General features: G+C 60.2%; 16 protein-coding genes. 15 read left to right on the forward strand and 1 reads right to left on the reverse strand.

Features of this window, described 5'->3' with window-relative positions:
- Positions 1–222 precede the first annotated feature (222 nt).
- From FAES_RS29295 to FAES_RS23470, 9 genes are all read left to right on the forward strand, one after another.
- The gene (locus tag FAES_RS29295) at positions 223–942 is read left to right on the forward strand and encodes a DUF2064 domain-containing protein (RefSeq protein ID WP_015333674.1); all 720 of its coding nucleotides are present in this window, start codon (positions 223–225) and stop codon (positions 940–942) included.
- Positions 943–1,012: 70 nt separating this feature from the next.
- On the forward strand, positions 1,013–4,084 hold the full coding sequence (locus tag FAES_RS23435) for a TonB-dependent receptor (RefSeq protein WP_015333675.1): 3,072 nt from the start codon (positions 1,013–1,015) through the stop codon (positions 4,082–4,084).
- A 187-nt stretch (positions 4,085–4,271) separates the two neighbouring features.
- Positions 4,272–5,489, forward strand: coding sequence for an ABC transporter substrate-binding protein (locus FAES_RS23440; RefSeq protein WP_148289437.1), 1,218 nt, complete (start codon positions 4,272–4,274; stop codon positions 5,487–5,489).
- On the forward strand, positions 5,486–6,325 hold the full coding sequence (locus FAES_RS23445; protein ID WP_015333677.1) for an ABC transporter permease subunit: 840 nt from the start codon (positions 5,486–5,488) through the stop codon (positions 6,323–6,325). Before FAES_RS23440 ends, FAES_RS23445 begins: the two co-directional genes overlap by 4 nt.
- Positions 6,315–7,079: an ABC transporter permease gene (locus tag FAES_RS23450; protein WP_015333678.1), complete on the forward strand. Its 765-nt coding sequence runs from the start codon at positions 6,315–6,317 to the stop codon at positions 7,077–7,079. Before FAES_RS23445 ends, FAES_RS23450 begins: the two co-directional genes overlap by 11 nt.
- A gap of 41 nt (positions 7,080–7,120) precedes the next feature.
- The gene (locus FAES_RS23455) at positions 7,121–7,744 is read left to right on the forward strand and encodes a type 1 glutamine amidotransferase family protein (RefSeq protein ID WP_015333679.1); all 624 of its coding nucleotides are present in this window, start codon (positions 7,121–7,123) and stop codon (positions 7,742–7,744) included.
- A gap of 205 nt (positions 7,745–7,949) precedes the next feature.
- Complete coding sequence (locus tag FAES_RS23460; protein ID WP_015333680.1) at positions 7,950–8,612, forward strand: hypothetical protein; 663 nt, start codon at positions 7,950–7,952, stop codon at positions 8,610–8,612.
- A gap of 21 nt (positions 8,613–8,633) precedes the next feature.
- Positions 8,634–9,359 (forward strand): ABC transporter ATP-binding protein, encoded by a 726-nt coding sequence (locus tag FAES_RS23465; protein ID WP_015333681.1) that lies wholly within the window; start codon positions 8,634–8,636, stop codon positions 9,357–9,359.
- A gap of 17 nt (positions 9,360–9,376) precedes the next feature.
- Positions 9,377–10,351 carry a radical SAM protein gene (locus FAES_RS23470; protein ID WP_015333682.1) on the forward strand — a complete coding sequence of 325 codons (975 nt, stop codon included), beginning with the start codon at positions 9,377–9,379 and terminating at the stop codon, positions 10,349–10,351.
- Between the two features lie 84 nt (positions 10,352–10,435).
- Here FAES_RS23470 and FAES_RS23475 read toward each other — a convergent pair whose 3' ends face one another.
- The gene (locus tag FAES_RS23475; protein WP_015333683.1) at positions 10,436–10,993 is read right to left on the reverse strand and encodes a hypothetical protein; all 558 of its coding nucleotides are present in this window, start codon (positions 10,991–10,993) and stop codon (positions 10,436–10,438) included.
- A 103-nt stretch (positions 10,994–11,096) separates the two neighbouring features.
- Between FAES_RS23475 and FAES_RS23480 the strand changes: the two genes are divergently transcribed.
- The 6 genes from FAES_RS23480 to FAES_RS23505 all read left to right on the forward strand — a co-directional run bounded on the left by FAES_RS23480 (position 11,097) and on the right by FAES_RS23505 (position 19,034).
- Entirely contained in the window at positions 11,097–11,717 is a 621-nt protein-coding gene (locus FAES_RS23480; protein WP_041258330.1) for a DUF4159 domain-containing protein, read from the forward strand.
- 99 nt (positions 11,718–11,816) lie between these two features.
- Positions 11,817–12,788 carry an AAA family ATPase gene (locus FAES_RS23485; protein WP_015333685.1) on the forward strand — a complete coding sequence of 324 codons (972 nt, stop codon included), beginning with the start codon at positions 11,817–11,819 and terminating at the stop codon, positions 12,786–12,788.
- 61 nt (positions 12,789–12,849) lie between these two features.
- Positions 12,850–13,698 (forward strand): DUF58 domain-containing protein, encoded by an 849-nt coding sequence (locus tag FAES_RS23490; RefSeq protein ID WP_015333686.1) that lies wholly within the window; start codon positions 12,850–12,852, stop codon positions 13,696–13,698.
- A gap of 85 nt (positions 13,699–13,783) precedes the next feature.
- Positions 13,784–15,004: a BatA domain-containing protein gene (locus tag FAES_RS23495; protein WP_041258331.1), complete on the forward strand. Its 1,221-nt coding sequence runs from the start codon at positions 13,784–13,786 to the stop codon at positions 15,002–15,004.
- A gap of 76 nt (positions 15,005–15,080) precedes the next feature.
- The gene (locus FAES_RS23500; RefSeq protein ID WP_015333688.1) at positions 15,081–17,330 is read left to right on the forward strand and encodes a hypothetical protein; all 2,250 of its coding nucleotides are present in this window, start codon (positions 15,081–15,083) and stop codon (positions 17,328–17,330) included.
- 39 nt (positions 17,331–17,369) lie between these two features.
- A complete protein-coding gene (locus FAES_RS23505) occupies positions 17,370–19,034 on the forward strand; it encodes a hypothetical protein (protein ID WP_015333689.1) in 1,665 nt (554 codons plus the stop codon).
- Positions 19,035–19,066 lie beyond the last annotated feature (32 nt).

Raw genomic sequence — 19,066 nt, forward strand, 5'->3', positions numbered from 1 at the left:
ACTGAGGTAACGGTGCCAAATATACGACAAGGCCACAGATGACCAAGCCCTACTATGTACAGGTGTAGGTAAATCAACTAAGCGCGCTACCTGGTCGATTCGGCAATCTGGTTGAGCAGGGTTCACGTACGTTGCCTACAGCCTGTCCCAGTGGCTCATAAAAACAGCCGGTTAGCTGTTATTCAGGTAAGGTTCCGTTTTTTTGCAGCAGTTACCCCCATTATGCACTCGTCAATGTCGTCTGTCGCCATACTGCTATTCGCCCGTCCGGCGGTGCAGGAAGCTGTCTGCAAACCGCTTACGGGCGCCAGACAGCGCGACGAACGTACCTGGCAGGCGCTGGAAGCCCTGACATGGGCTAAGATCAAGGCCACCAACCTGCCCGCGTTTGTGTCGCATCAGCTGGTGACTCAGCCGCAGGGCGATTCGTTCGGGCGGCAATTGCGCCGGGCCGCGCAGGCCGTGCTCGACCAGGGCTATGAAACGGTGCTGTGTATCGGTAATGACTCCCCCAGCCTGCGCGTCAGCGACCTGAAAGCCGCTGCCCAACTGGCCCAATCGGATGGCCCGGATCAGCTGGGTACGTTGCCCATCGGCGCCGATGGCCGGGGTGGGGTTTATCTCGTTGGGCTTAACCGGGCTTCTCTGGCCCATGCCGACGCGTTTGAGACGCTCCCCTGGCAAACCAACCAGCTGGCCTCCGCGCTGACCAGCTACCTCCGGCAGCAAGGCCAATCGTGCCCATCGCTCACGGCCACCCACCACGACTGGAACCATCGGTACGATATTCGGTTGGGTGAACTGGTTGGCGAATGGCGCTGGCTTCACGCGCTGACCGATGCCCTGCAAGCCACTCGTCGGGGTGTATACACGGGCAAGCTGGCTTTTGAGCCGTTTCGCTCCCTAGCCCCCTCCGGGCTCCGCGCGCCACCCCTGGCGTAGCTTTCCCCACTTTTCAGTACCTATTTTCTACTTTATCCTCGTCGGCTATCGGCGGGGCTTATCAACACGTATGACCAAACGTTTCCTGTACAGCATCCTGCTGGGGTGCTTTCTACCCCTTATTGCGCTCGCCCAAACCACCGACATCGACGTGTCGGTGCGCGAACTGACCCGTCAGCAGCCCATTTCGGGCATGACGGTTTACCTCGAAAATACCGCGATCGGCGATAGCCGGCAGGCCATTACCGACCAGAACGGGCAGGTCCGCTTCGCCGCCGTTTCGCTGAACGGGGCATACCGCGTTTTCACCAAAGCCACCGATACGTACCTGGAAGGCGAAGCCAGCAACGTGGTGTTGCGGGCCAACTTCCGGCAAAGCATTACGTTGCAACTGCCCACCAAACGCGAGGTAAACCTGAACGAGGTGCAGGTACGTGGCCGCAGCACCACGCAGATCAATACAATCAACGCCGAAGTGGCTTCGCAGCTGACCATCAAGCAGGTGGAAGAGCTTCCCGTAGAAGGGCGCGACATCACGCGGGTGCTCTACCGGCTGCCCAACGTGAGCCAGGCAACGGGCTTCTTCCCCGAGGCGCCCAACGTGAGCATCAACGGCGCCAACGGCCTGTTCAACAATTACCTGATCGACGGCATGGACAACAACGAGCGCTTTCTGGGCGGGCAGAAGTTTGCCATTCCGGTGGGGTTCACGCGCAACGTTTCGGTGCTGACCAACAACTACTCGGTCGAGTTTGGCAACACGGGCAACGGCATCATCAACATCACCAGCAAGTCGGGCAGCAACAACACGACGGGTGAAGTGTTTGTGCTGACCCGCCCCGGCGCGGCCATCGACGCCCAGACCAGCTACCCGCTGCGCGATCTGTCGGGCAACCAGGTACGCGACGGCTTCCAGCGCTACCAGGCGGGTTTTGGCATCGGTGGGGCCATCGTGAAAAACAAAACGTTCTATTACCTGAACGTGGAGCACACCACCGACATCAAAGACAACCTGCTCAACTCGCCCCAACTGGGTGTAAACGAGACCATCCGGGGTACCAACCGCTTCACCTATATCTCAGGTAAAATTGACCAGTTCTGGAACACCCGCTTCAAATCATCACTGCGGCTCAACGTGGGGCAGGTGGCCATTGGGCGGCAGGCCGGCGGCCTGGTGGGCGGCAATACCTTTCCCTCGGCAGCCAACGCGCAGGACCGTAACTCGCTGCTGATTGCGTCGCGGAATACCTACGCCACCGAGCGCTTTGCGTCGGAAACCAACGTGCAGTACAGCCGCTTCCGCTGGAACTACGCCCGCCCCGAAAACCCCACTAGCCCCGACGTTACGGTGCTCGACCCGACCGGGCAAGGCATCGCTTATCTGGGCCACCCCGGTTACCTGTTCGATTCGCACGAGAGTACCGTTCAGGTGCAGCAGAAGCTGTCGTTCTACAGGGGCGACCACACCATCCGGGGCGGCGTCGAACTGATTTCGTCGGCCCACCTGCTCTATGGCGGCGGCAACCCCAACGGCAGCTACACGGTGCAACTCACGGCGGGCCAACTGGCGGCACTGCGCGAACGTCGGCTGGGCAGCAACCTAAGCGTAACCGATATTCCGGCGGATGCGCAGGTGCTGGGTTATTCGGTCGAGCTGCGGCCGGCCGCTTATGGCACCACGCAGAACATCATCACTGGGTACGTTGAAGATCAGTGGGCCGCGTCGCCCCGCCTGAACCTGACGCTGGGTGTTCGGTACGATTACGACAACCTGAGTAAGGGTGGCGCGGCGACCGGCGATCTTAACAACATAGCGCCGCGCTTCAGCGTCAACTACAAAACCGGCAACCGCTCGACGGTGCGCGGGGGTATCGGGGCGTTCTACGACAAAATCCTGTATACGATCTACAGCGACGCGCTGCAACAGAACAACACCAGCCCCGATTTCCGCAGCGAGTTGCAGTACTTCATCGATCGGGGTATTCTGCCCGCCAACACCAGCCTCGACCGCGTTACCTTCGACGGTAACCTGACCGTGGGCGGGTCCAACAACGCGGGGGTGCCCATCCGGTATTTGCAGGGCCCGGCCGCCTCGACGTTTGCCAACCAGCGGAACCTGCCCAGCGGCGAACGGCGCATCCTGAACCCCAACGGTTATCAGAACCCGTACACGATTCAGAGCACGCTGGGTTACCAGTATCAGGTAAGCGACAACCTGCTGATTTACGCCGACGCCGTTTATAACGAATCGTATAACCTCTTCCGGACCCGCAACCTCAACGCCCCGGCGGCCTACGATTACGGCATCAGCGCCCGCAACGGCACCGCCCGCTCCAGCACGGCGGCCAACGCCACGCGCCCACTGCCCATCAACGCCGACGGATCGGGCGTGCTGAACGGCCAACGGCTGGCGGGGGCAGCCCAGAGCGTGGTGGTGACCGAAACAGCCGGACGCTCACGCTACACCGCCCTGAGCCTCAACCTGCAACGGGACCGGGGCGCCTCGAACTACGCCTATCGCCTCATTTACACGCTTTCGCGGTTATATAACAATACGGAAGACATCAACTTCCGGGCGATGGATGCCAACAACTTCGACGCCGAGTGGGCACCGAGTATCAACGATCGCACGCATATCATCAACGGCATTGTCAATTACTACGTGGGCCAACGCTTCACCGTGACGGCCGCGGCGTTGCTGCAGAGCGGGCAACCCATCAACCGCATCCCCGACGCGTCGAAGTTCGTGATTGTTGATGCGCAAAACCGGCCTATCCTTGGGAGCAACGGCCAGCCACTGACCACCAACGACCTCAACGGCGATGGCGGTGCGTTTGGCGATGCTTACGTGGGCAATTCGGACCGGCAACCGGGCGAAGGCCGCAACTCAGACCGGCTTCCGTGGTCGAAGGTGGTGGACCTGAGCCTGCAATACAACGTACCCATCAACGCCCAGCGCGGGCAGCGGATCGAGGTGCGGGCCGACGTGTTCAACGTGCTGAATACGAATAACCTGAGCGGGTATTCAAACAATGCCACGCAAAGCAACCAGATCCAGACGGGGCCAGCCGGTAGTGGCATCGTACAACGGAATGCCGGCCCGCCACGTCAGTTTCAGTTCGGAGTACGTTACTTGTTCTAGCGATTCGGTATGAACGGAAAGCGGCAAGGCCTACGCCGCCGAAACAAGTAACGCGATAGCTTGGGCCGCTATACAGTAAGTAGTCACTCGGTAGTGCAGAAACCCTTCCTGGGCTCAGGGAGGGTTTTTATCCCTCCAACTGGCTACACTAACGATGCAATATTATCCATTTCGACAACTATTCGGTATGCGAATACTGGTTTCAGGCCTATTTTTTTTTACTGTACTGGTTAGCTGTTCTTCCAGGCAGTCCCGTGACTCGGCCGAGATCCTGAACCAATCGTGGGCGCAGGTGGAACAACGGGGTCGCAATCAGCCCGTAACGTTGCTGATGTGGCAGGGCGATCCGTACATAAACAAGTATATGGCAGGCTACGTGAAGCCCATGCTCAAACAACGCTACGGCATCGACCTGACTGTGGCGGGTGGGCAGGGGGCGCAGCTTGTGCAGACGCTGGCGGCCGAACGCGATGCCGACCAGCCCAGCCAGCTGGACATGGCCTGGATCAACGGCGAAACCTTTTATCAACTCCGGCAGATCGATGCGCTGCTTGGCCCCGTGACCGACAAAATGCCCAACGCCCGCTACGTCGATTTCAGCAATCCGTTTATTGGCACCGATTTCCAGCAACCGGTGGCGGGCATGGAAGTGCCGTGGGGCAACGTACAGCTGGCATTCATCTACGATTCGCAACGGGTGCCTACGCCGCCCCGCTCCTTTGCCGATCTGCCCGCCTACGTGCGCAGCCACCCCGGTCAGTTCACGATTCCGAATGAGTTTACGGGCATGACGATCCTGAAATCGTGGATGATCGCGCTGTCGGGCAACCCGGCGCTGTTTCGGGGCGAGTTTAAGCCCGAGGTCTACGCGCGCTGGTCGGGTGAATTATGGAAGCAGATCAACGCGCTCAGGCCGTATTTCTGGAAGCAGGGCCGCACCTTTCCCGAACAGCTGACGACCCTGCACCAACTGTTTGCCAACGGCGAAGTGGCCTTTACGTTCTCGAACAACGACGCCGAAGTCGACAACAAAATCAATCTGGGCTTTTTTCCGACCACGGCCCGCGCTTACGTACCCACGCCCGGCACCATCCAGAATTCGCACTACATGGGCATCATCAGGCAGGCGCAGCACCCCGAAGCGGCGATGCTTGTCGCCAATTTTCTGCTCTCGCCCGAAGCCCAGCTCAAAAAGATGGATCCCAACGTGTGGGGCGACCATACCGTGCTGGACCTGCGCAAGCTATCGCCCGCCCAACGTACCCAGTTCGAGAACCTGCCCACACGTCGCTACGCCCCCAGGCGTGAAGCCATTCAGGGCATGGCTTTCGAGGAGCCTGCTCCCGAGTACATGACCCGCCTCTACGCCGACTTCCGCAAACAGGTAATCGAAGCGCAGCCATGACCCGACCCTTGACGCTAACCCTCTACGGCCTGCTGGTGCTGGGCGTCCCCCTGCTAGGACTGGCCTATGCGCTGGCCTACAGCCTGGGGGTAGCCGGGCCACTGGCGACCGGGCCAACGCTCACCTATTGGCAGCGCCTCCCCACCGAAACAAGCCTCCTGACTTCGCTGGGATTCAGCCTGTATATCGCGCTGGCCACGCTTTCAGTAGCGACGGGGGTGGCGCTGTGGCTGGTATTGAGTCGGCAAGACATGCTGCGGCAGCGGCCTTTCCCGACCCTGCTCTACGTACCCCTGCTGTTTCCGTCGCTGGTGGTAGGCTTCTATTTATTTCAGTTGCTCAGCGGGGCGGGCTGGGCTTCCCGACTGACGACCACGCTGGGCCTCACCCACCGTCCCGATCAGTTTCCCGAGCTGGTGCAGGACGGGGCCGGGCTGGGGATCATTCTGGCGCAGATGGTGCTGGCCTTTCCGTTTTTCACGCTGCTTTTTCAGGCGCTGTATGCCGATGCCCGCCTCGACGACCTGCGCAACCTGACCCGGACACTCGGAGCCAGCCCCGGTCAGTTCAACCGGCGGGTGGCTGCTCCTATTCTGCTGCGGCGGGCCGCCCCTACCCTGGTGCTGTATGGCGTGGCGGTGCTGGGTGCCTACGATGTGCCGCTGCTGCTGGGCCGTAATTACCCGCAAATGCTGTCGGTCTACATTACCACGCGCCTACAGCGATTCGATCTGGCCGACCTGCCCATGGGCTACCTCATCGGTTTTCTGCTGACGCTGCTGCTGATGGCCCTCATCTACCAAACCACCCGCTGGACCCAACGCCATGCGCTCTAACCCCCTTCTGACCAGCCTGCTGGCCCTGCTCTTCGGCCTGCCCTTCGTGTTGCTGGGGTTGCTGGCCGTGGGGCAATACTGGCGCTACCCGGATCTGCTGCCGCCAACCTACGCCCTCGATCTGCTGAGCACGCTCGTCAGCACCGACGGCGATCTGCTCACGGGTCTGCTGCTGAGCCTGATCTTGGCCACAACGGTATCGGTGCTGGCTACGGGGCTGGGGTTCTGGGTGGCCCGCGCCCTGAGCCGCAGCCGTCACCCCAACTGCTGGACCACGATCAGCTACCTGCCCTATGCCCTGCCACCCGTGCTGCTGGCGGTGTTGATTCAGCCACTCATTATCCGGCTACATCTGTCAGGTACGTTGGTCGGGGTTGGCCTGGGGTTACTACTGATTACGGTGCCATTTTGCACGCTCTTCTTCCGGTCGTTCTGGAACCAACAGGCCACGCAATACGAGCAGCTCAGCCGGACGCTGGGTTGCTCGACCGCCCAAACCATCTGGCGGGTGCTCGTGCCGCTGGCTCGTCCGTTGCTAATCACCTGCCTGTTCCAGACCTTTCTCATCGCCTGGTTCGATTTCGGCCTGACCAATTACCTGAGCGTTGGCAAAGCCCGCACGTTGACCGTACAGGTGTACCAGTTTGTGGGTGAAGCCAATAGCCGGCTGGCGGCGTTGGCCTCACTGCTCTTGCTATTGCCGCCCGCCCTGTTGCTGTGGCTGAACCAACGCGCCATCGTCCGGCGTGTCTAACCAAACCTCTTGCCCCTACCTCAAAAACAAAGCTCAAAACCATGCTCAACGCCCTTCTGATTTCCAACAACATCGCACGCCTGACCGACTATTTTGTCTCGAACGACCTGGTCACCTACACCGTCGCGGCGGTCTCGAAACCCTTTGATCCCGACCTGACGCCCTACGACCTGCTGGTGGTACCCAACGGTTCCGACCACGTTGCCATGCTCGCCATCAAAGACAAGGTCAGGGCCTTTCTCGATGCGGGTAAAACGGTCATCTGCGCCGACGGCTGGTTTACCGACTGGGTACCGGGCAACCAATGGGTGATGAACAACACCAAACGCACCATCGAGGTCCGTTACACGCTCAAAACGGATCGATACGGCCTGTTCGATGGCGTAAACGTTGACGACCTGACGTTCTCGCACGGCATGAGCGGCTGGTGGTCGTGTGGCTACGTCGAACCCAGCCCCGAGGCCGACGTGCTGTTGGACGACACCTGGGGCCGGGCCATCGTGGTGCTCGATGAAACCAGCACCAACGGCACCCTTTTCCTGACCGCCAGCGGCCCCCTTGCCGACGTCACCTACGCCGGCAAGCAGGATAGCGCGCTGGTCATCCTATACCGCAACCTGATCCGCCACATCGCCCGGCAGCAGCAACCAACCCCAACGGTTTAAAGAAGTGGTCATTGGTAGTCATTTGCCTTCGGCGTCATTGGTTGTCATTCATAGTCATTGATGTCATTCATGGTTTCCCAACTTTAATAAGTGATACAATGAATGACAACTAATGACCATGAATGACCACCAATGACTATGAACGACAACCAATGACCATGAATCACAACTCACTCAATCGTAAACCTATACACTAACAACGACAATGATTGGTCTCATTTTCAACGGCGTCTGGTCGCACTACGCCATGGCAACTGCCCCCAAGTACCGCGACATCTACAAACTCATCTACGTCTACGACCTCACCGACGAGGCGGTGGCTGACCTCGACGCCTTGGTGATTCCGTTCCAGTCGAATCAGGGCGAGCTGGCGGCGCGGCAGGCCGTGATTTACGATTTCCTGAACCAGGGCAAAAAAGTATTTGTGGAAGGCGACAGCACCGCCGACTGGCTCGATGCCCAATGGGAAGACCGCCCCGTCAATAACTACTGGTGGGTCGAAAACCCCAACAATCCGCCCGTTTCCGACACCAATTACGACCACCCAATTTATCAGGGCCTCACGCCCCGGCAGGCCTGCTGGCATACGCACGGTGTGTATACGCGCATTCCCCAGCACGCCGACGTAGTGCAGACCAGCGCTGACGGTGACGTGATCTCGTGGGAAACGAACCACTACGGCGGCACCCTGTTTGCCACTACGCTCGACCCCATCGTGGAGCATGGCGTACAGCAGATCAGCCACCTGGATAACTACGTCGATCGCCTTACCACCTGGCTGTCGGGCGTAACACCAACTCCCGGCCGCATGACCATCGACCCGTCGGTGTATGGGGCCGGTGCCATTGCGGAATTGGGCCATGCGTAGTATGTTAGCCATCGGAGAAGCATGCTGAGCGTTTCTGCCTTATCCAAATCATTTGGTAATACCCCCGTGTTGCAGTCGTGTTCGTTTACGCTACCCGTGGGCGACGTGCTGGCCGTGCTGGGGCGGTCTGGTTGTGGCAAAACAACGCTGTTGAAAGTCCTGGCGGGCCTCGAAGCGCCCGATTCGGGCGATGTGCAGTTTGATGGCCGGTCGGTGCTGGGTATCCCCGCGGAGCGGCGGCAGGTGGTGTATCTGTATCAGGAACCGCTGCTGTTTCCGCACCTCAACGTGTTCGAAAACGTTGCCTTTGGCCTGCGTATTCGGAACGTACCTGGCCCGGACGTAACGGCGCAGGTGGAGGCTATGCTGGCCAGTCTGGAGCTGAGCGATCAGGCCCGAAAGCAGCCGAATCAGCTTTCGGGTGGGCAGCGGCAGCGAGTATCGTTTGGGCGGGCGCTCATCATCAGGCCCCGGCTGCTGCTGCTCGACGAACCCTTTGGCAACCTCGACGCCCAGACACGCGCAACCATGCAGGATCTGTTTCGGACGGTGGCGGCGGCGTACGCCATGACGGCCCTGTTCGTTACGCACGACACCCGCGAAGCCCTGACCATCGGCACCCGGTTTGGCTACCTCGAAGCCGGGCAATTAACCACCTACGATAGCCGCTCGGCTTTCATCGACGACCCACGCACCGGCATACAGGCCGACGTCAACTTCTGGACGTCGATGTACGCGGGGCAGTAACCGTCTTCTTGTTTCTTATGCGCGACTTCAATCACATCGAATCAGTATACTGGGTGTTCACGCAGCTGTGCAACGACCAGTGTGCCCACTGCTATAACCTCTCGGGACCCAAAGGGCAGCGCATCAGTGAGGCCGATTGCATGGCCATCATTGCCAATCTGCCCGACCGCATCGACCGGCTTATTCTGTCGGGCGGAGAACCTCTGGCCGACAAAAAACTGCTCTACGCCATCCTGGATCGCCTCAACGATCGGTACGGTGATCTACCCCTGCCCGAGCGGCCGCAACTGATGCTGCAAACCAACGGCGACCTCCTGACGGGTGAGATACTGGATACGCTCATCGACAAAGGCATCACCCGCTTCGACATCGCCAGCATCGACCGCTTCCACAAACACGCGGGCGGGCGACTGCTGGAACTGGCCGATCTGTTTGCCTCGCGCGGGGTCAGCGGCGACGAGAAAGACCCGCTGATCGAGCGTGATACGTACCTGAAACCCCAACTAAGCTGGGGCTGCTGGGGCGCTACCGACGATATGTGGCTGGGTGGCAACTGGGCGCGGGGCCGGGCCTACGAAACGGGCCTCTGGAAACGCGACCCCAACCATAATTTCTGCGCTATTCTGTCGGGGGCCATCGGGTTCCTTAATGGTGGCGATCAGATCCCGCAGGAGATTTCCATTCAACTCTGGCGCATTAACCCTTGTTGCCCCGGCACCAAACTGCCGCTGGGCGATGCCCGCACCGAACGCGTGGCCGACGTGCTACAACGCGTAGCCGAATTGCCCGTTTACCAGTCGCTCGACCGGGGCGACCCTTACCGGATGGGTGAAAGCGTGGGCGTCTCCGAAGACTATGCCCGCAAGCGATGCGGCGAGTTGGGCAACGTTTGCCTGTGGTGCGATGAATTTTTCACCAAACACCACTTACCTAATCAACCTACTTCCGATAAAACCCCGGAGCCAATACGACAAAACTCGTTAACGCTTTGATATAGTCACTTGGTAGTGTATAAACCCCGCCCCTCTTTCGGCTGGGGTTTTTTGTTTTTGGTCACGTGCCACAGTCGGCGGGAATCATTCTGTACCCGATGCGCCCAGCGGAATATCGAATAACGGCTGCCCGGTTTTATCCCGGTATCGAAACACGATCTCGACGCCATTGCGGCGCAGGTCGGCCACTACCGGCTGCTTGTCGGCCGTAATCGACGCCATCAGTGATTTGCGGGTTTCATCTTTTTTGGGCTCGATCTCCGACGACCCAGCCACGTAATTCCGGATGCGCATGTTGAACTGCACCTTGCGGGTGTCGAGCACGCGCGTACTGTCCAGGTAAATGACGGGCGTAAACGACACGGGGCAGGCGCGGTTGATCGTCGCCGACAGGTTGCGCAGCTTGGTGGCGTAGGCGGTTTGGGAAGCCAGCGCCGCCGCCAGTGAATCGGCCTGTCGCTGCCGGTCCAGTACCTGCGTGCTGGTGTCGGAAACCATACCCGAGGTATCGGCTCCCGAGGCGTCTGTCTTTTCTTTGGCGGAGGGTTCGCAGGCGGTCAGCATGGCCACAAGGGTCGAAAGGGCCAGCAGATGCCGATACGTAGTGGAGGTTTGGCGGTTCAAAACAACCCGACTCTTCATTCGTGCGTATTTTTAATGGGAAACATACAACGTCAACCGCCGAGTTTACTCGACAAGTTAGTTAAGGGTAGTTTGCTGGGCGTTTCCGGCTTATATTGGTCCTGTGAAACCGTTCATCTTCACCCGGCTCCAATATACATCCGGCGATTGGGATACCGACCAGCGCATGCCTGCCAACCTGCTGCATTCGCTGATCGAGTATACGACCATTCCCGTCGACGAGAAGGAGCGGGTTGTGCAGCTCAACAGCACCGACATCTTCAGGAGTCCCTTTTGTTACCTCAGCGGCCATAAGCTCGTCGAGTTTTCGACCGTCGAGCGCGATCACTTTCGCCGGTACGTGCAAAACGGCGGCTTTGTGTTCGTCGATGATTGTAACCACGATATCGACGGGCTGTTTGCCAAATCGTTTGAGCAGGAAATGGCCCGGACCTTTGGCCCCAAGGCGTTGCAGAAGATTCCGAACAACCACGCCCTCTACAAATCGTTTTTCCCGTTTCCCGATGGCCCGCCCACCACGTCGTTTGAACTCAACGGCTGGGGCGACGACCTCGTGCACGATTATCTCAAAGCCATTGTCGTCAACGGCCGCATCGGCGTACTCTACAGCAACAAAGATTATGGCTGCGAGTGGGACTACGATTTTCGCAACAAACGCTTTCTGGCCGAAGACAACACCAAATTCGGCGTTAACATTGTGGTTTACGCTCTGACGGCAGTCTAAGTCGGCAGAAGTCAACCGTGCTCAGTCTGGAAAGTCGCGATAGCGTTACTGAAACGACTTTCCAGACTGAGTACGGTCGACTTCTGCCGACTACAACTTATGGATACAACACAGATGAAAGCCCTTGTGGCGAAGCTTCCGCAGCTGAAAGCGGAGATTGGAAAGGTGATCATCGGGCAGGAAGAAGCCGTCGATCAGGTGCTGATAACGCTGCTGGCGGGCGGACACTGCCTGCTGGAAGGCGTGCCGGGGCTCGCCAAAACCCTGTTGGTCAGCACCCTGTCGAAGACCCTGAGCATGTCGTTCAAGCGGATTCAGTTTACGCCCGACCTCATGCCCGGCGACATCATGGGTACCGAGGTGCTGGAAGAAGACCACAACACGGGCAAGAAATTTTTCCAGTTCAACAAAGGCCCGATTTTCGCCAACGTCGTACTGGCCGATGAGATCAACCGGACGCCACCCAAAACGCAGGCGGCCCTGCTCGAAGCCATGCAGGAATACAAGATCACGTATGGCGGCACCGACTACCCCCTACCCCGTCCATTCCTGCTGATTGCCACGCAGAACCCCATCGAGCAGGCGGGCACGTACCCACTGCCCGAAGCCCAGCTCGACCGGTTCCTGCTGTACATCCGGCTCGGCTACCCCTCAGAGCAGGAAGAATTGGCCGTGTTGCGTGCCACCACCGGCACCGACCGCCCCAAGCTGTCGACTATCCTGACCGACGCCGAAGTGATTGAGCTACAAACCCTCACCCGGCAGGTGTTTATCTCCGACGAACTGCTGGGGTACGTCAATAAACTAGTACGCAGCAGCCGCCCCGCCGATACGCCGGTAGCCTACGTAAAGCAATGGTGCGACTGGGGCGCTGGCCCCCGCGCCGGTCAGGCCTTGATTCTGTGCGCCAAAGCCCGCGCCGTGCTGAATGGTCGGTTTTCGGTCATTCCCGAGGATTTGCAGACGCTGGCCTACCCCGTGCTACGCCACCGCGTCGCGCTCAACTTCCGCGCTGAGTCGGAAGGCATCACCACCGACAAGGTGATCGAAGCGATTATAAAAGACCAATAGCCATTTATCATCTTCTGTCAGGTACGTTGTCACGGGTTTTATGAAACCTGCTGCTTAACACATGAACGCGCTCGAACTTATACGCCTTAATAACCTGCCGCTGGTGGGGCAGTTGCTCAGCGACGAAACGACGCTGGGGCTACACCACAGCCGACGCAATGGGGCGGGCGTTGAATTTGCGCAGTTCCGAACGTATCAGCCTGGCGACGACCCGCGTCTCATCGACTGGAAACGCTACGCCCAGACGGGTAAACACCTGGTGCGCGAGTCGGAAGCCGAAAGCAGCCGACAGGTTCGGTTGCTGGTCGATCTGTCGGGGTCGATGAACTACGAGGAGGGCGGTATCCGGCGGCTCGATTACGCCAAAGTGCTGCTCGCATCGCTGGCCTACATCGCCAACCGGCAGGGCGACCCCATCAGCCTCTACGGCGTTCGCGACGGGCGAATCGAGGCGCTGGTTCCGGCAGGCAAGCAGGCTTTTCAGAAAGTATTGGGTACGTTGGCGGGCCTGACGGCGTCGGGCGGCTGGCCCGAGCACACGGCGGGTTTTCCTGAACTGCAACGCCGCCAATCGGAACTGCTGGTGCTGGTATCCGACCTGCTTCAGCTCAACGACGAATGGCTGGCGCTGCTCCGGCAGGCAGCCTCGCCCCGCCGCGAAATCCTGCTGGTGCAGGTGCTGGGGCAGCAGGAAGTCGACTTCACGCTGTCAGGCTTCTACCAGTTCCAGGACCTGGAAACGAACCAGACCGTCGAGGTGCAGGCCGAAGCGGTGCGGGCGCAGGTACGTGACGCCGCCACTACCTACTTTGCGCAACTGGATACACACTTAACCCTCCCCCACCTCCGCCGCGTTCGGGCCATGCTCATCGACCCGCCCGCGCTGGTGTTGCGGGAGTTGCTGGGATGAAAAATCGTTAACCGGTTGAGGTCTACTGTTAGCCGCGTCCGCAAACGGTAGCCGTTACACCTTAAACGCCAAACCATTAACCGTCATGCTTTTTCAGAATCCGGGTTTGCTTTGGGGAATGCTGGCCGTGGCCGTACCGATTGCGCTGCACTTTTGGCATCAGCAGCAGGCAAAGCCTATGCCCTGGGCCATGTTGCGCTGGCTCGAAACGCCCAACCAGCCTCCCAAACGCGGCTTTCGGTTCGATAACCTGTGGCTACTGCTGCTGCGGTGTCTGCTGCTGATGGTGCTAGCGTTGCTGCTGGCCCGGCCCGAGCTACCACAGGCCGATACGGCCAAAAAAGGAGCGCTTCATCTGGTCGAGCCAAATCGGCAGGTTGTCGACGCCTTCAAGTTTGAGTTGGAACAGGCCCGGCAACGCGGCGAACAGCTAGTCTGGGCGACCGATACGCCCACGCCCGTCGACGAGCTGGGTACGTTGCCAACCACCGGCCAACCCGCCGACGCGCTGAACCCGTTAACCGTACAGGCCGCTGTGGCACAGGTTGGGTCGCCGCAAAACCGGCTGCATCTGTACCTGCGAAACACCACCTCCTGGACGGATGCGCCGCCCATCAACGTACCGCCCGGCTTTGTGCTTCACGCCCTTCCAGTGCGGGCAGCGGCCGCTACGTCGGATCGGGTCGTGGCGCTGGCGGGGGGCCGTTTTTTAGGGACGGATCGCAACGGGCGACTCACGACACTGACTCAGAAAACACCCGGTCAGCGGGTTGTTGCGACGGCACCGTTGCCCGTGCTGGTACAGTTTCGCCAGCCCGACGAACGCCGTACGGTGCGGGCAGCACTGGCTGCGCTCACCTCGGCCTATGGCCTCACTTTCCTGATCGACGAGCAGACCGTGGCCAACAAGACCTACCGCTGGGTACTGACCGAACAGCCCGTCCGTCAGCCCAACCCGGCTACGGCTTACCTGACAACGGCACCGCTCACCCAAGCCAACGACCCCGCCGTGACGTACCTGACCCGCCCACTCACCACCGCCAACCCGCTCGTTGCCAATGGGCAACTGCCCGAACAGTTGGGCAACGCGCTGGCCCGTTCGCTGGGCCTAGCGGCAGCCCCCGCCCCCCTGTCACAACGGGCCTTTTCGAGTTTGTTCGTGCCCACACCGACGCTGTCGACCAAAGCGACTATGGCGGCATCACTTGCCGCCCATCCCAGAAATCCTCTACAGACCGGCTTGCTGGTGTTATTTTTAAGCTTACTCCTTGTGGAACGCTGGTGGGCGCTACGCCGGGGGATCTGATACAACCGATGATTTTACGGCCAAAGGCAGTCTTTGGCTGGACTTAGAAAGCAGGGCAGCCCCTGCGTCATACAGGATGCAACAACTTCATCAACTGATTCAGTCAACCAGTGCGCAACTGCGGCTCAACGGGCTGCTGAAAGGCTTGCTGATCGGGCTGGCGGCCGGTTTGCTGCTGGCCCTGCTCCCCGTTACCGTTGGGCTGGCTATCGTGGGCGGACTACTCGTCGCGGGGGTGGCCGCCTGGCAGTTGGGCGCTTTCCGGCCACAGCGCGACGTGGCGATTGGCCTGCTCCACCGGTCGCTGGGCGATACCGAGTACAGTTTGCCACTGCTGACCAAACCCGAGCTTAATCTGGCCGAGCAGCTTCAGTTGGAGCGGCTGGCCCAGCAGGCAGCGCAGTTGCCCCGGCCGTTTGTCGGCCTGCAGAACCTGCGCCCCTACGCCCTCCTTTTCGCAGCGGCGCTGGCCGTTTTTCTGGTGGCCCGCTACTGGCCGTCGAGCCCCGACCATCGGCTCGCAGGCGCGGGCAGTCGGCAACAGGCGGTCGGAGGTAAAGCCCAAACGGCGAGCGCAGTGCCGCCCTCCTTCGAATCGGCCAGGCTGGCCATTCAGCCACCGGCTTACACCGAGTTGCCTCAACGCACCTCCAGCGACCTGAACGTAACGGCTTACGTCGGGTCGGTGTTGCGCTGGACGGTGCAGCTTAGCCAGACCGCTGGGGTGCGGGTAACGCTCGTTAACAGCCGGGGCGATGAATTGGCCTTCTCGCGCCAGAATGAGACCTTCACCTACCAGGACCGGGTACTCAACTCGGGTCTGTACGCGCTGCGGGCCTACTGGACCACCCCGGCGCGGCGCGACTCGCTCGTGTACCAATCGGATTTTTACCGGCTCGAAGCCCGCCCCGATGCCCCGCCCGTGATCCGGCCGTCGGCGAAAGACCTGTACCGGTTTCATCGCCTCGGCGACCCCACGTTGTTGAGCGTCGATGCACAGATTTCCGACGACTTCCGCGTGCTGGGTGCCTACATTGTGGCTACGCTGGCGCGGGGCTCAGGCGAAAACGTGAAATTTCGGGAAACTCGCTTTCCGGTGGCAACGCGGCCTTTCAAGGGGGCAAAAGTGGGCCACACCCTCGACCTGGCGAAGCTCGGTTTTGCGCCCGGCGATGAACTCTATTACTACTGGGCCGCCCTCGACAATCGGCGCCCCGAACCGCAACTGACCAAATCGGATACGTATTTCGTTGTCTTCAAAGACACTGCCCGCACCGACGACGCCCAGCTCGCCACGATGGCCGTCAACGTGATGCCCGAATACTTCCGGAGTCAGCGGCAGATTATTATCGATACCGACAAGCTGATTGCTAAACGCAAGCGGCTGCCCAAGGCGGCGTTCAACAGTGAATCGAACGAAATTGGGTTCGACCAGAAAGTGCTGCGCCTGCGCTACGGGCAGTATCTGGGCGAAGAATTTGAAAACCAGATTGGTGGCCACGAACCGCTACCCGACAACGACGCCGATTTGCTCGAAGCCTATTCGCACAAACACGATAGCGGTGAAAAAGACCCGAATGGCGACGTGAAATCGCCCAAAGAGGCCCACGAACACGAAAACGAACATGGGCACGGCGGACATGACCACGACGACCACGGCCCGCAGAAACTCGGCGAAGAGCAGGACCCCCTGGCCGCGCTGATGGAGCAGTATGTGCACAACCACGACAACGGCGAGGTAAACACCTTCTACGAACAGTCGACGCGGAGTTTGTTAAAAATGGCCTTGGAGCAGATGTGGCAGTCGGAGTTGCATTTACGGCTCTATGAACCCGAAAAAGCCCGCCCCTACGAGCAGAAGGCGCTCGAATACCTGAAAATCGCCCAGCAAAAAGCGCGGGCTTACGCCAAGAAAAGCGGCTACGATCCGCCGCCGTTGAAAGAAAAAGAAACCCGCCTGACAGGCGAACTGGGCAAGGTCGACAGCCAGCATCGGCAGACCCGCCAATACAGCAACGTACCAACGGCCACGCTGATCGCCGAGGTGCTTGGGTACGTTGACTTGCCCAACCTCTCGGTCTCGCAACGCCAGACAGTCAGCGCGTTGAGCGCGGCGCTTAGTGGTCCGCTGCTCCAGAGTGGCCTCAACAACTGGGCGGTGGTGGGTCAATTGCAGCAACTGGCCAGCGGGCGGCGGCTGTCGGCCGAAGCCATCGGGCAACTGAAGACCAAACTGGCTGGTTTCAGCACCCGCCCCACCACCCCGACGCGCCCCACAGCCACCGCTGATAAAGCATTGGAAGCGGCCTTCTGGCGCAATTTATAAGCACTCAACGCCTTCGCTGATCCCGTTTTGCCTGCCCCAATGATCATCCCCCCCATCGACTACACTGCTCCGTTGTTCTGGATTATTGGCCTGCTATTGCTGGCGTTGCTGGTGCTGCCTGTCTGGCTAATTAGCCGTCAAGAAGGGGTGTCAACGGCCCGGCGGGCCATTCGGCTGGCGTTGCATGGGTTGCTCTGGCTGGTGCTGCTGGGTATCGCCTTACAACCTCGCTGGCGCTCCCAGCTCCCCGCAGGCCGTGTGCTGGTAGTGGCCGACAACGTACCTGGCGCCACCGCCGATCAAGTGCGCGATAGCTTGCGCCTTCGCCAGGTGATTCGGGCAAGAGCGTTTCGGGGCGCTACCGATACGGTGGTGTTGCTGGGGCAGACCTTCCCCGATGCCCTGTTGGCTCAGCTTGCCCAACAGGTGGTCACCTGGATTCCCTACGACGCGCCCAATCAACTGCAGGCACTAAGCTGGCAGGGGGTGGTGCGCCGGGGCGACCTACAAACCGTGGCGGGGCAGGTGCAGACGGCCGACGGCGGGATGCTGCGGTTGCGGTATGGGCAGCAGTTGCTCGACAGCACCCGGCTTGTTGGCGCCAACGGCACGTTTTTACTGCATTACCCGGTCTTCACGCAGGGCCAGACCAGCCTTACCCTCTGGCTCGATAATACGCTGCTCGACACGCTCCGTTTCGTAGCGCGTCCGCTCGACCGGCTGCGGGTGCGGTTTGTGCTCGATGCGCCCGATTTTGAAACCCGCGCACTCGCCAACTGGCTGGGGCAACAGGGGCACCGCGTCGAACTCACCAACACCCTGTCGAAAGGGATTGGCAATGCTCTTACGATCAACACGCCGACAACAAGTGCCAGCACCTTGCCCGATCTGGTTATTACCGATCCGGCCAACGTCGGCAACGCACTGGTGAGCCGGGCACTCGCCGCTAGCAAGAGCGTGTTCGTGCTGAACCTCAGCCGCCCCGAAACCGACGTTGCCGCCATTAACCGGGCCTTGTCGACACGCTGGCAGGTGCGGCGAATCCCCGGCAAAGATAGCGTGTTGGTGGGGCCGTCGCTCGTGGCTCTCCCCTACCGGTTTGTGCCCACGCCAGGTACGTTGCCCATTGCCACATACCCGGTTATGGTACAGCCCACGACAGGTCGGGCGGGGAGCAGCCGGGTCGCCGTGAGCCTGCTGACCGAAACCTTCCCCATGCGCCTAAGTGGCGACAGTGCCACCTACGACCGGCTCTGGCTCAGCCTGCTGGCCCCCTTGCAACCCACGTCGGCCAACAACGTGGGCGTGGGCGCTCCGCTCATGCAGCAGCAACCAACGTACCTGACGCTCAACAACCCGACCAACGTACCCAGCACGTTACGCGTCGGTTCAGATACGCTCGCCCTGCGGCCTACACCCATCAACGCCCGCTCCTGGGCAGGGCTGGTTCGCCCCATGCAGGCGGGCTGGCAGCCCATCCAGGATACGCTGTCGGGGTACGTATACGCCCCCTCGAAGGCCGGGGCGCTGGCCGAACTGGCCCAGCGCAAAAAAATAGCGGCGATGGCTGCCAGCCACCACCGCTACGATATGCATCGGCCCAGTACGGCCCGTTTTGTTGAAACGCCCATCCCCGATTGGGTCTGGTTTATGGCCGTCTTGCTGCTGCTAGCCAGCCTCTGGGTCGAGCCCAAACTGGGCTAGAGTGTGATTGGCCTGCGGCGTCATTGATGGTG

This window comes from Fibrella aestuarina BUZ 2 (assembly GCF_000331105.1).
In the GTDB taxonomy this organism is placed as follows: domain Bacteria; phylum Bacteroidota; class Bacteroidia; order Cytophagales; family Spirosomataceae; genus Fibrella; species Fibrella aestuarina.